We start from the raw sequence: 13,061 nt of genomic DNA, 5'->3' as shown, positions 1-13,061 counted from the left end.
AAAACCAAAGTTGCGTCGTCGTATTACTAGGATGGAGTATTTCTAGAATCGAGTTGAGGGCGAGAAAGCCGCTGTGAGGCTCCTCCCAATATTCCCACTAGCAGCAAACCCAACAGTGGGGTAGGCTCTGGCACTGGCTCTGGTTGAGGAGGTTGAGAAACCAAATCTGCACGAAAGATGCCCTGAGAACCATCGGAAAAACGAGCCAAGAACGCTAAAGAACCATCACTTAACCCATTAGAAATTGGGCTGAAATCAACAGACGTTAAAGTCTTACCATCCAAAGTGTCGTCGCGCCCAATCAGTCTTGCAAAAGAGCCACCGACATCTGTGTAAATTGCTGAGTCAAAGCCCGCTAAAAAGGCTGTATTACTTCCACTAATTGACGGAGCGCTCATGAAGTTAATGAATTCTAGGACTCCGCGATCGGGGGAATTTGTTGCCACCGCATTCAGTTGGCTTCCCACTTTCGTATAAATTCCAGCCTGATCCCACCCAACACTGAGTCCCCCAAATGCTACGTTATCTCCGCTTAAAGCAGGAGGCATGAAAAAGTCAGTGAAGTTGTTGTTACTAGCAGGATCAAGTGTGTTGCGGTCTGCTACTACAGCCAAACTCCCTCCAATATTAGTGTAGATACCAGACTGGTCACGACCAATCCCCTGAAAAGCTACCCCGTCCTCACTTACAGCACGAGAGAGAAAACTAATAAAGTTACCAGTGCCACCTGGTATCGGAGTATTCGGGTCTGCTACTACGGTCAGTTGATCTCCGTTATCAAGATAAATTCCTGGACTGCCCTGACCATTAGTTCCTAAGAAAACGACATTATTTCCACTGAGATCGGGAACATTGAAGCCGGTAAAGTTACCATTGCCACCCGGAATAGGAGTGTTGCGGTCTGCTACCACAGCCAAACCTTGCTCAGTACTGAGATAAATACCTGTTTGAGAGCTGCCATCACCAAACCCTAAGAAAGCTACATTGCTACCACTGATAGAAGAATCGATAAAATTAGTAAAAGAACCATTAGGACTCCCAGGAATAGGGGTATTAGTGTCAACGACTTTGTCTAACCCATCTCCCAGTCCGGTGTAGATTCCCCGCTGAAAACCACTGCCCTTGCCTAAAAAAGCCACATTGCTGCCACTGATAGAAGGCGCATGGAATTCAGTAAAAGTCCCAGTCCCATCAGGAATGAAAGTGCTAGTATCAGCGATCTTAGTAAAAGTGAAACTGATAGCATGAGCAGAGTCATTGGACAGCAGGCTAAAGGACAACCCTAATAGGGCTACGGTTGCTACTCGCTTTGTGGCTAGCATTATTCAAACAGGCTCCAGAAATAAGAACTTCAGGTGAAAAACGGGTAGCTGTTAGATGCTTCCTGTTTACTGTGTCCTTTATGACACCGAAATTGCAGAGCGACAAGTCATCCTTGCCAACTCATCTGGCTCTGACTCAAAGCTGAGGCAACCGCCTGTTGCTGATCACGACGGGTAATCCAGCGGTGGTAAGTGCGATTATGAATTGCAACCGAATGTCCCATCATCTGAGCAGCGACGGTGTCGGGCAAACCAAAGTGAATTGTTCTCACAGCCCAAGCATGGCGCAGGTCATAAGGTGAAAAGGGCAGCTTATAGCGGCGAAACTGAGCGGTAACTTGCTGCCCAATCCGCTGTAGGGTAGTTTGCGTCAAATCTGTGTTGACTGGCGGCAGGCATATCTCTCGCAAGTTAAACTGCTCAACCCATTCTGGGTAAAAGGGCCAGACCTCGTGCAGTCCGGTTTTAGTTGTGGGCAAGACTTCAACCGTAGCTTCGGAATTGCCCTGCTCTAGCGCAGCGTAGTCACAGAAGAAAACTTCGTGGTTTCTCAGTCCGTAGGTCGCCATGATCCCATAAACAAATCGCCAGTTAGGGTTGGGAATTTGGGCGATCGCCCTCACAATTTCCTCATCTGAAGGCAAATGCCGCATTTGAGTACGGCTGGGGCTGTAGGTTCCCCACAAACTCTTTAGCGGAGTGGGCAACTCTAGATTGAGAAACTCGGCTAAAGCATTCAAAGCCGTACAGCAAACCTGACGGCTGCGGGAATTGTTTGGGGTAGACTGCACCGTCGCGTAGATTGCTTCCGTCAAAGTAAAGTTACGAGCTTGAGCGATCGCCCCCAACTTATTCAAATAAGGCGCATAAGCTTTCTTCCAGGTCGTTTTCACCGAAGCCATGTCAGCCGTGTGCGACTGTGCCAGAAAATGCTGCTCAAAAGCATCCAGCTTTTCAGCCAAATCCATTTGATGCAGCCGCCCGCCGCCCACCAGAGGCAAATAATCACGCCAGTCAAACGTATCTTGAATCAACTGTGCCGCAATCACCTTAGCGGTTTGTTCCGCTTGTTTTAGCCCTGCCGCTGTAGCAGGAATATCTAAACTGATGCGCTGCTGGTGCGATCGCAGGCGATCGCTCCCTGGTCGTGGCGGCAGAGTACCCCGCAAGCTCAGCTTTTGTCCTCGACGCTCGACCTGTAGCCCCAGACGAGCCGCCTTCAAGCGTTGGTTAAGCTGAACAATTCGAGCATCGATCGCAGTTGAATCACTCATAACAACGAATAACGACGAATCTAGTCAAAATGGCAAGTTTTAACTTGCGTATCAACAAGTGTCCAGTCTTTAATAAGAACTTAAGATAGCAAGTAGTCCATGAGCGTTAAACCAAATCTGGATGAACCAGGAAAATCTGTTGAAGACTTTCCTGATTTCAGCAGTGGGTTTAACGATAATGTCATGGGTGGCTCAAAAATCGCACAGTCCGTCAACATCTACAGGAATCTCTATCTCGTGAACTACTTTACTGAGAATGGAGAGGATTTTGATGCTGATCTTGCTGCCGATTGAGTTAGTCAGTAAGTTTCATTGTTAAAATCATTAACAAATATTAAAACGTTGGGGAAGCTGTAACCGTTATGGGGCGTGTTGGGGTTTTACTGCTTAATCTAGGTGGGCCAGACCAGTTGGAGGATGTCCGTCCTTTTCTATTCAACCTGTTTTCTGACCCGGAGATCATTCGTCTGCCGTTCCCCTGGTTGCAGAAACCCCTGGCATGGCTGATATCTACTAGCCGAGCCAAAAAGTCTCAAGAAAACTACAAGCAAATTGGTGGCGGCTCTCCACTGCGGCGGATTACCGAAGAGCAAGCAAAGGCACTTCAGTCTTCGTTGAAGGCAAAAGGACAGGACGCTCAGGTTTACATCGGGATGCGCTATTGGTATCCCTTCACCGAAGAGGCGATCGCCCGAATCAAGCGCGATCGCATTGAAAAGCTCGTTATCCTACCGCTCTATCCGCAATTCTCCATTAGCACCAGCGGCTCTAGCTTCCGGCTGCTGGAAGCGCTCTGGCAGGAAGATCCAGCTCTGCATCAGGTAGAACATACTGTCATTACCTCCTGGTATAACCGACCTGGATATCTCCAGGCAATGGCGCAACTGATCGCCCAAGAACTAGACAAGTTCCCTAACCCTGACGACGTGCATATTTTCTTTAGCGCTCACGGGGTTCCAGTTAGCTATGTGGAAGAGGCAGGCGATCCCTACCAGCGGGAAATCCAGGAATGCACTGCCCTGATCATGCAAACCCTCAACCGCTCCAACGCTCACACCCTGGCTTATCAGAGTCGAGTTGGTCCAGTGGAGTGGCTGAAGCCCTACACGGAAGATGCGATCGCCGAACTCGCCGCTGAAGGCGTACAAAACCTGCTCGTCGTGCCGATCAGCTTTGTCTCAGAACACATCGAGACCTTGCAAGAGATAGACATGGAATATCGGGAAGTAGCTGAAGAAGCAGGCATTCACGAGTTTCATCGAGTTCCTGCGCTCAACACCCACCCCGTTTTCATTGAAGACTTGGCTGAAATGGTGACAGATGCCCTGAACTCACCTAGCGTCAACCTCTCTGAAGTGATGCGTCCTGACAAAGACACCAAACTTTACCCCCAAGAGCGGTGGGAATGGGGCATGACCACTGCTGCTGAGGTCTGGAACGGTCGGCTCGCTATGTTGGGATTCCTGGCTCTGCTGATTGAGTTAATCAGTGGACATGGCCCGTTACACTTTGTTGGCTTGCTCTAACAAACTTGGGCTTAACATTCGCCAATCCTTGGATAGGATAAGCCTTGACTGACCGATCTTTTGAGGTCGGTTGGGTAGAACAATACGGAACCTGACAATTGCCTAAATTCGGTTGGGTTTCGCTGTGCTTCACCCAACCTATCGGTTCTACTACCTGTAATTTGTGTAGGTTGGGTAGAGCAGAGCGAAACTCAACGCTTTAGATTTGCTGCATCGCTCAGGTATACATTACTCAGGTATGTAGTGGTTTTCGGAGTTTGATCAGGCAACCAGAAGATAAACATTTTATTTTTAGTGTGAGTATCTTAACTCGCACTAAAACTGTTTGTTACGCCGCTACTAACCGTAACGAATAGTGATAAAACGCCTCATCCTTGCAATACCCAAGGGATTCATAGAGTGCTTGAGCAGCAGTATTAGAAGTTTGCGTTGCTAACGTGATGCGAACAGCTTCCGTTTTTCTTGCAAAGTCTTCTGCTGCTCTCAACAACAGCTTTGCAACCCCCTTGTTTCGCCAAGCTGGCGAAACAAACAAATCATTCAAAATCCAAATACGCTTCATCGACACTGAAGAAAAACTAGGATAAAGCTGTGTAAATCCCACAATGTGACCATCATCTTGAACCACAAAGATAGTTGAATCCTTCTTGTGTAAACGCTCTTGAAGAAACTCTTTAGCAGCTTCAAGATTTGAGGATGACTGGTAAAAGACGCGATATTGATCAAACAACTTCGATACTTCATCAAGATGCTCAAAACGGGCTTGAAAAACTTCCATCCGTTATCCTCAAATCTTCAAAAGTTATCACCGAGACTTAGCTTTGATCGCAATTAACCCAATCTTTAAAGTACTGTCTCACGCAGCACCCAGATCAAATAGTTATTTCTGTACCGTAGTTGAAGCGATAATTGAAACAGACACAGTTTTTCAATTCCGCCTTTAACACGGATCTCACTTCATTCTTTTTTCTTTTTCTTTATGGCTAGAGATGCCTTAACAAGTTGGTTACGTCGAGCGTATAGAATTGCTCAACTTTCGGTTCAATCGGATATTCCCCCAGCAGAAGTTCAAGGACTTTTGGGAGAGCAGATGTCACGACGACAAATGCTATATGGAAGTGCAGCGATCGCCACCACCCTCGCCACCAATCCCCACAAACAACTTGAGCAACTATCGCGATCGCCCCATTCTCCCATCGGCTTTACCTCTAACAATGCAGACGCAACAGTGCTAATTGTTGGAGCAGGTATTGCAGGTTTAACGGCTGCCTATCATTTACGGCAGGCAGGCATTGATGTGGATGTGGTGGAGGCGACTCACCGCGTTGGCGGACGGATGCGGAGTATTGCCAACGCTGCAGGAATTCCCACAGCGGTCGAACTGGGTGGCGAGTTTTTGGATACGGGACATACCCATTTGCGATCGCTAGCAGAAACCCTGGGACTGGAAATCATCGATCTGGAAACCGCCGATGCTGGATTGGAGCTAGGCACCTTGTTTTTTGATGGCAACAAGCTAGATCTAAAAGCAGTCATTGAAGACTTTTTACCTTTAGCAAGGCAGATTGAACAGGATTTAGAATCCCTAGAAGGCTGGGATTTGACCTATCGATCACCCACTCCTGAGGCAATTCGGCTCGATCAAACTTCGCTTGCAGATTACCTCAACGCAGCCCCCATCAACCCCACCTTAAACAAGCTATTGCGGGTGGCTTACACCGCCGAACACGGACGCAACCCAGAAGAGCAGTCTTGCCTCAACCTGCTGTTTCTGATTGGCACTAAAGCCGGTTTGTGGCAGGTCTACGGCATCAGCGACGAGCGATATCATGTTGCCGGTGGCAATGAGCAAATTCCCCAACGACTGGCGCAACAGATAAACAGCTCGATTGAAACCGGAACTGTGTTAGAATCTCTCCGCAGCACCTCAGGCGATCGCTATCAGGTTGGATTGCGTCAGGGACAAAACAGTTTTGAGCGCACCTATGAGCATGTGATGCTGACCGTGCCTTTCACGGTGCTGCGACACATCGATTTAAGGGTTGATTTGCCGCCCACTAAGCGTGCGGTCATCGACCAGTTGGGCTATGGCACAGGCACCAAGCTGATCACGCCCTTCCGAGAACGCATTTGGCGCACCCGCTACCATTCAACAGCAGCCGTTTTTACCGATCTGCCTTTCCAGAGCGCCTGGGAGAGTACCCGCTATGCCCCTGGTGAAAAAGCCTGGTTAGCTAGCTTGACGGGAGGCGATCGCGGTCTAGCACTGGGCAGCGGCTCCCCCGAAGCTCACGCTTGGGCAATGACCTCTGAGCTAGAGCCAATCTTTCCAGGCATCAGCCAAGTTAAAGAGGGACGTGCCCTTCGTGCCTTTTGGGCAGGCGAACCTTACCAAAAAGGCTCCTATTCCTGCTATCTGGTTGGTCAATGGACAAAGTTTGGCGGAGCCGAGTCAGAGCGAGTTGGCAACCTCTGGTTTGCTGGAGAACATTGCTCACCTGGAGCTAAAGGCTACATGGAAGGCGGCTGTGAAACCGGCCGAGCAGTAGCAGCCAACATTTTAGAAACGATCGAGCAAACTCAGATATCCTGACAGAGATCAGAGTTTCTCATTTCTTAGCAATTGCCATCAACGGTTCTCCGCTTAACAGTATTCGACAACTGCCAAGCAAAAGCAGCTCTTCACGGACCTGCTTAATTTCCTAATAATTTCTGAGAGCTTTGTATCCCTCCGTTACGATTCGGTTTTTTCATTAATAATGATTGCAGCTACTTGATCCCCTTGCTAGGGTGTGTACTGACGAGTTCAGATTGAATCTTGTTTTCAGAAAACGCGCAACTGATGCTTGATATCGATCTTGGCTCCAGCCTGATTAACTGCCATTGATTAAGTTCTGAAACGTTCCTGTGAATTTGAGTCCTCTCCTCCATTCACACCCCTCAGATTCACCTGTTGCTTTTGGCAAGTAACAGACTGACAAGCAACAAACTGGCAAATAACAGCCCCCACACAAACCAATCTCAGGTTTATTTGCCCTTTCTCCATTCATTCCTTGGCTAATCGCATCATCAATGACCCTCATCGGAGGCTAAAGCCATGCATCTTCAAGGTAAAACTGTTCTCATTACGGGTGCTTCTAGAGGCATTGGTCGAGCAATTGCACTCGAACTGGCCCATCAGGGAGTTCAACGGCTGATCCTGATCGCCCGCACTCATGCACACTTAGTTGAAGTCGCTACCGAAATTGAGGTAATCGGAGCCGAAGCAGTGCCCGTAGCCTTAGATATTACTCAAACGGTAGACGTGAATATTGCGATCGCCCAAATCTGGCGAGATCACGGACCAATTCACTTGCTGGTTAACTGTGCTGGAATTGCCCATCAAGTTCCTTTTCTTCAATCTCAACTGCCGCAAGTGCAGGAAGAGATCGCAATCAATCTGCTGGGAATGTATACCATCACGCGACTCATTGCCCGCCGCATGGCTGTGCAGCAGCAAGGAACCATCGTCAACGTATCGAGCTTGATGGGAAAGATCGCCGCTCCCACAATGGCAACTTATTCTGCAACCAAGTTTGCGATTCTAGGCTTCACGCAAGCTCTGCGAAACGAACTGTCGGCTCACAACATTCGAGTCGTCGCCTTATTGCCTTCACTCACAGACACTGATATGGTGCGAAACTTCCGCTGGTTTCGGTGGGTTGTACCTTCTACTCCTGAGCAGGTTGCTCGATCTCTGATAGCAGGTCTGCAAAAGGGAACACCAGAAATTTTGGTGGGCTGGCAAAGTTATTTAGCGGTATGGGGTAACCGTCTGATGCCTTTACTCATGGAGAGGATTTCACGCTGGGCAACTCCTGAGGAACTTCAAATCCTCAGAAGATTGAGAGAAGCTGGAGCAGATTCACGGTGATTTAGAAAAGTCCCTCTCCTGCGGGAGAGGGATAGTTGATCCAAAAAATCTCTATCTCCCTTCCACTAAACTCATGATCGCCTCAATCAGCATATTTGGCTCTACGGGCTTTGAAATATGTTTTTGAAATCCGGCAGTAATTGCCCGCTGATGGTTGATTTCACCTGCATAGGCAGTGAGTGCGATCGCCGGAGTCTGACCTCCCTGCTCTGGGGATAAAGCTCTTACCTGTTGCATCAGCATGTAGCCATCAACCTCAGGCATACCAATATCGCTGAGTATTATGTCTGGCTTGAACTGAGTTAATAGGGCGATCGCTTCATTTGCAGTCGAGGTGGCTATCACATTTGCTCGGTGTAGCTCTAACAAAAAGGATATAAATTCACGGGTGCTAGCATCATCATCCACTACCAACACTCGGATATCATTCAAATCCAACACTGGCTTAGACAGTTCCATCTCTTGAACTGCCGCCAACTGAGGCGATGTTAATGGCAATTGAACTGTAAAGGTTGCTCCTTGTCCCTCACCAAGACTATTTGCTTCGACTGTACCGCCATGCAGTTCCACCAAGTAGCGGACAAGCGCTAGCCCTAGCCCCAGTCCTCCAAATTGTCGAGTTGTGGCAGCATCTTCTTGTCGAAAACGGTCAAACACGTGCGGTAAAAAACTGGGATCAATGCCTTTGCCAGTATCAGTAATGGTGATTTGAGCATGGCTTGGTGAGTAACGCTCTAGCCTTACCTTGATCTGTCCGCCTTGAGCTGTGAACTTCACTGCATTTGATAGAAGGTTCCAAACGACTTGCTGTAATCGATCTGAATCGCCTGAAACATGTTTAGCTTCTGAGTCAAGCAGAGTATGGATTTGAATAGATTTGACTTCCGCTGCTAGACGTACTGTTTCCAGTGCAGATTCAATCGTAGAGGCTAAATCAACTGGGGTAATGTTTAGGCTGAGTTTGCCTCGAAGAATTCGAGATACATCCAGCAAATCATTAATCAATTGAGCCTGCATCTGAGTATTTCGCTCAATCACCTCTAGAGCATGTTGTGTTTTTTGCTCATCTAACTGACCACTTCGCAGGAGTTTTGCCCAACCTAAAATTGGGTTGAGGGGCGATCGCAATTCATGAGATACCACTGCTAAAAACTCATCTTTGATGCGATTTGCAGCCTCCGCCTGTTCTCGTGCAGCTTGCTCTCTGGTTAAAAGTCGTTCTCGCTCTATTTCTACTCGTTTTTGCTCAGTGATATCTAACAACGTACCGACAAAGCGCTGTGGATGTGCAGCATGATCAAAATAGACCTGCCCTTTTGCCTTGACCCAACGTTCAACCCCATCTTGAATACCGATGGTGCGGTATTCCACATCATAAATGCCATCGTTAGCTGGATCGAGCGACCATTGCACCACCTGTTCCAATCGTTCGCGATCATCAGGATGCAGCCCCTCATAAAAGACTTCGATACTGCTTTCTGCCTCCGGGGGCAAACCAAACATGGCTTTACAGCCTGCATCCCAGGTTAGTTCATTAGTGTTAAGATTCCAATCCCAGGTACCTAGCTGCGCTGACTCAATCGCCATACGCAAACGATCTTCGCTCTGACGCAAGATGGCTTCAGCTTGTTTGCGATCGCTAACATCATTAATTAGTGCCACAAAACCTTCAACAGATCCCTCACTATTAAATCGAGGAACATAAGTTGCGCTGACATAACGAAGACTACCATCCTGGTGAGGTATTTGGCTCTCAAAAGTAATTTGCTGTCCAGCTAAAACCTGCTCGACATACGACTGAACGGTTTCATAAACAGCTTCACCCAGTACCTCTCGAATGTGCTTGCCATAGATCTCCGTTGGCAAATATCCAAACCATTCCTCATATCCTCGATTGTTAAAGCGGAAGCGTTGCTCTGAGTCTACAAATGAGATCAAAGCAGGAACAGCATTCGTGACTAATCGAAGTTCTGTTTCGCGCTGCTGTAGGGCTTCTTCAATTCGTTTGCGATCGCTGATATTTGTTAGCGTACCGAGATAGCCTACAATCTCTCCAGTATCACGCTGTAAGGCTGCTGCACTCCCTTGCAGCCAAGTAATATTGCCCTGTGGTGTTTGAAAGCGATACTCAGCCGCAAAGATCTCTGCATTTTGAGCAGATTCATACCATGCGTTAGTGATTCGCTCTCGGTCGTCCGGATGTAAAGCAGTCATCCAGCCTTTTCCTTGAGCTGCCTCCGGTGACATGCCTGCCATGCTACACCAGCTTTCGTTAACATACACGCAATTTCCATTCACGTCAGTCATAAAGATACCCACAGGGGCATGACTAGCAAGAGTACGGAAGCGTGCCTCACTTTCTCGTAGTGCTGCTTCAGCTCGTTTGCGATCGCTAATATCCGTCACAAAGATCGTCAGCCCATCCAGAGAAGGATACGCATGATTCTCAAACCAGCGGTCCCAATCAGAATAGTAGTACTCGAAATGAACCGCCGTCTCGTTTGCGATCGCCAGCCTCACCTGTGTCTCAAACTCACTACCCACGGTCTCTGGAAACACCTCCCAAATGCTTCTGCCTAGCAGTGCTTCCCTTGACATGCCAACAGTTTCCACGACTCGGTTATTGACGTAGACATAGCGCCACTCCCGATCTAAAACCAAAAACTGATCGTTAATACTGGATAAAACAGACTCTAGCTGCGCCTTGGCTATCTCGACTTCCTGCCGCTGGACTCGCTCCTGCCGAATCGTCTCCTGCCGCACTTGAGATAGTTTCAACATTGCCTCTACTCGTGCCAACAGTTCCCGAGCGGAGAAGGGTTTAACCAGATAGTCATCGGCTCCTGCTTCCAGTCCTTCAATGCGAGACTCTTCTCCAGCACGGGCAGAAAGCAAAATGATAGGCAACTCCTGGGTCTGCGGATCAGCCCTCAACTCACGCAGCAACCCAAACCCATCCAGTTCTGGCATCATTACATCTGTCAGAATTAAATCAGGGATTTGCTGACGAATGGCTGCTAGCGCCGCAACTCCATTTGACACCGCTTCTACGTTGTAGTGCTGGCTCAACAGGCGCTTGATGTAGTCACGCATATCGGCATTGTCGTCAACCAGCAGAATTCGGGAGGCAGAGAGTGAAGGGGAAAAAGAGTTGAAGAGCAAAGGAGTAGAGAAATAGCTCTTACTCTCTAACTCGCCTACCTCCTCACTTTTTTCTGAGGACCAACGTAATGCTTCTTCAATGTAAGGAGATGTATCGTTTGCCGTTGAAGTTGGGGTTTGAATACCACTGATGGGTTGAGTTTCACTCTGGCGAAGGCGATCGCCAGGCAAGTGAGTGTATCCAGTAGGAATCGACACAGTGAAGCAAGTTCCCTGATCAACTACACTCCTCACCTGAATTGAGCCACCGTGTAAATGTACCAGTTCTTGAACCAGCGACAGACCAATCCCTGACCCCTCATAAGTCCGTCCCCTTGCACCCTGAACCCGGTGAAACCGCTCAAAGATGCGAGGCAACTCATTAGCAGGAATACCAGTACCCGTATCTTGTATATCTAGCTCAACATGGTCATCACAGAAGCGCAAAACAACCGCAATTTCTCCCTCAAAGGTGAATTTAAAGGCATTGGAGAGCAGATTCAACACAATCTTTTCCCACATTTCCCGATCGACATAACTCGGTTCAGGTAAGGGTGGGCAGTCTACTCGCAAACGGATTCCCGCTCCCTCAATTGCAGAGCGAAATACGCCTGCCAATTCAGCGGTCAGCGCTGCTAAATCGGTCAGCTCATACGTTGCCTCAATTCGCCCTGCCTCAATTCGGGAAAAGTCTAGCAAAGTGTTGACCAACTTCAGCAGACGTTGAGAGTTGCGATAGGCGACTTCTAGTTGCTGGCGATCGCTCGGCAAAGGACCGGAAGGGTTGGCTAAAACGTCCTCCAGCGGATTAAGCATGAGCGTGAGTGGAGTACGAAACTCATGGCTGACGTTGCTGAAAAACGCCGTCTTAACCCGGTCAAGCTCTGCCAGAGCTTCTGTCCGTTTACGTTCTTCCTCGTATGCCTGGGCATTGGCAATGCTGGCAGCAATTTGAGCCGCAACCAGATCAATAAAACCCCGATAGTTGTCGTCAAACAGCCTGAATGGGTTCAAACCAGCAACCAGAATACCCGCTTTTCCCGTCTGCCCAGAAGGGGCGATCGGCACGGCTACCGCTTGATGGGGCGATCGCGGCCAAGGTCCCATCGGCAAATGGTTAAACCGTGCATTTAAATCAGAGATTAAAAAAACCTGATGAGATTCGAGCACCGCTGCAAAAGGCCAAATCGAGTCCTCATCCAAAGCAACTGTTTCGGGAGCTAGCGCATGTCCTCGCTCAATCCCACTGGTTCCCGCTAAAACAGCGCATTGGTCATCTGGACCAACCAAATAAATCATCGCAAAGGGAAGATCATAGAGATTGGTGCCCAAGCAGTTTGCGCTAAGCGTACAAGCTCCATCAAAGGTTCGTGAATCTGCCGTCTTGGCTGCCAGTTCCCGTAATAGCAGCAATTGTCGCTCATCGATAATGCGTCGAGTATCGTCTGTGTTGGCGCAAATGATGCCACTTGTACGCCCCTGATCATCAGGGATGGGGCTATAGGAGAACGTGTAATATGTCTCCTCGGGGTAGCCGTTGCGCTCCATAATTAGCAGCAGCGCTTCGTCATAGGTGCCTTCATTCTTGATCATTGCCGATTCAGCCCGTGGACCGACCTGATCCCAAATCTCGTGCCAGACCTCGGAGGCAGGTTGTCCAAGTGCTTGTGAGTGCTTACCACCCAGGATGTCTCTGTAGGCATCGTTGTAGAGATTGATCAGGTCTTCACCCCACCAAACAAACATGGCTTGGCGGGAGGTCAGCATAATCCGCACAGCGGTTTTTAGCCCTTGTGACCAGTTCTCGACTGGACCTAGCAATGTTTGCGACCAATCGTGCGATCGCATCAGTGCCCCCATCTCTCCACCACCCATGAAGAGGCTT

At 48.7% G+C, this 13,061-nt stretch carries 8 protein-coding genes; 4 read left to right on the top strand and 4 right to left on the bottom strand.

Annotation, left to right across the window (positions count from 1 at the left end):
• Positions 1-26: 26 nt before the first annotated feature.
• Both H6F88_RS22080 and H6F88_RS22075 read right to left on the bottom strand, forming a co-directional pair.
• Complete coding sequence (locus tag H6F88_RS22080) at positions 27-1,322, bottom strand: hypothetical protein (RefSeq protein ID WP_190644890.1); 1,296 nt, start codon at positions 1,320-1,322, stop codon at positions 27-29.
• Between the two features lie 107 nt (positions 1,323-1,429).
• Positions 1,430-2,596, bottom strand: coding sequence for a site-specific integrase (locus tag H6F88_RS22075; RefSeq protein WP_190644889.1), 1,167 nt, complete (start codon positions 2,594-2,596; stop codon positions 1,430-1,432).
• A gap of 99 nt (positions 2,597-2,695) precedes the next feature.
• On the opposite strand from H6F88_RS22075, the gene H6F88_RS22070 reads away from it, so the two are divergent.
• Both H6F88_RS22070 and hemH read left to right on the top strand, forming a co-directional pair.
• Positions 2,696-2,890, top strand: coding sequence for a hypothetical protein (locus tag H6F88_RS22070; protein WP_190644888.1), 195 nt, complete (start codon positions 2,696-2,698; stop codon positions 2,888-2,890).
• A 68-nt stretch (positions 2,891-2,958) separates the two neighbouring features.
• Positions 2,959-4,122, top strand: a complete 1,164-nt coding sequence (hemH, locus tag H6F88_RS22065) for a ferrochelatase (protein ID WP_190644887.1) — start codon at positions 2,959-2,961, stop codon at positions 4,120-4,122.
• 328 nt (positions 4,123-4,450) lie between these two features.
• Here hemH and H6F88_RS22060 read toward each other — a convergent pair whose 3' ends face one another.
• The gene (locus H6F88_RS22060) at positions 4,451-4,900 is read right to left on the bottom strand and encodes a GNAT family N-acetyltransferase (RefSeq protein ID WP_190644886.1); all 450 of its coding nucleotides are present in this window, start codon (positions 4,898-4,900) and stop codon (positions 4,451-4,453) included.
• A 201-nt stretch (positions 4,901-5,101) separates the two neighbouring features.
• Between H6F88_RS22060 and H6F88_RS22055 the strand changes: the two genes are divergently transcribed.
• Together H6F88_RS22055 and H6F88_RS22050 are read left to right on the top strand one after the other, a co-directional pair.
• On the top strand, positions 5,102-6,715 hold the full coding sequence (locus H6F88_RS22055; protein ID WP_190644885.1) for an NAD(P)/FAD-dependent oxidoreductase: 1,614 nt from the start codon (positions 5,102-5,104) through the stop codon (positions 6,713-6,715).
• 504 nt (positions 6,716-7,219) lie between these two features.
• A complete protein-coding gene (locus tag H6F88_RS22050; RefSeq protein WP_190644884.1) occupies positions 7,220-8,035 on the top strand; it encodes an SDR family NAD(P)-dependent oxidoreductase in 816 nt (271 codons plus the stop codon).
• A 51-nt stretch (positions 8,036-8,086) separates the two neighbouring features.
• On the opposite strand, the gene H6F88_RS22045 is transcribed toward H6F88_RS22050, so the two are convergent.
• Positions 8,087-13,051 (bottom strand): PAS domain S-box protein, encoded by a 4,965-nt coding sequence (locus tag H6F88_RS22045; RefSeq protein ID WP_190644954.1) that lies wholly within the window; start codon positions 13,049-13,051, stop codon positions 8,087-8,089.
• Positions 13,052-13,061: the final 10 nt, after the last annotated feature.

Source organism: Oculatella sp. FACHB-28, assembly GCF_014696015.1.
Lineage (GTDB): Bacteria > Cyanobacteriota > Cyanobacteriia > Elainellales > Elainellaceae > JAAUTN01.
This window is presented reverse-complemented; position numbering and strand designations above follow the sequence as displayed.

Bases quoted from the DNA above. Each gene is read 5' to 3' on its own strand.
- H6F88_RS22080 (WP_190644890.1), bottom strand. From the start codon at position 1,322: ATGCTAGCCACAAAGCGAGTAGCAACCGTAGCCCTATTAGGGTTGTCC.
- H6F88_RS22075 (WP_190644889.1), bottom strand. From the start codon at position 2,596: ATGAGTGATTCAACTGCGATCGATGCTCGAATTGTTCAGCTTAACCAA.
- H6F88_RS22070 (WP_190644888.1), top strand. From the start codon at position 2,696: ATGAGCGTTAAACCAAATCTGGATGAACCAGGAAAATCTGTTGAAGAC.
- hemH (WP_190644887.1), top strand. From the start codon at position 2,959: ATGGGGCGTGTTGGGGTTTTACTGCTTAATCTAGGTGGGCCAGACCAG.
- H6F88_RS22060 (WP_190644886.1), bottom strand. From the start codon at position 4,900: ATGGAAGTTTTTCAAGCCCGTTTTGAGCATCTTGATGAAGTATCGAAG.
- H6F88_RS22055 (WP_190644885.1), top strand. From the start codon at position 5,102: ATGGCTAGAGATGCCTTAACAAGTTGGTTACGTCGAGCGTATAGAATT.
- H6F88_RS22050 (WP_190644884.1), top strand. From the start codon at position 7,220: ATGCATCTTCAAGGTAAAACTGTTCTCATTACGGGTGCTTCTAGAGGC.
- H6F88_RS22045 (WP_190644954.1), bottom strand. From the start codon at position 13,051: ATGGGTGGTGGAGAGATGGGGGCACTGATGCGATCGCACGATTGGTCG.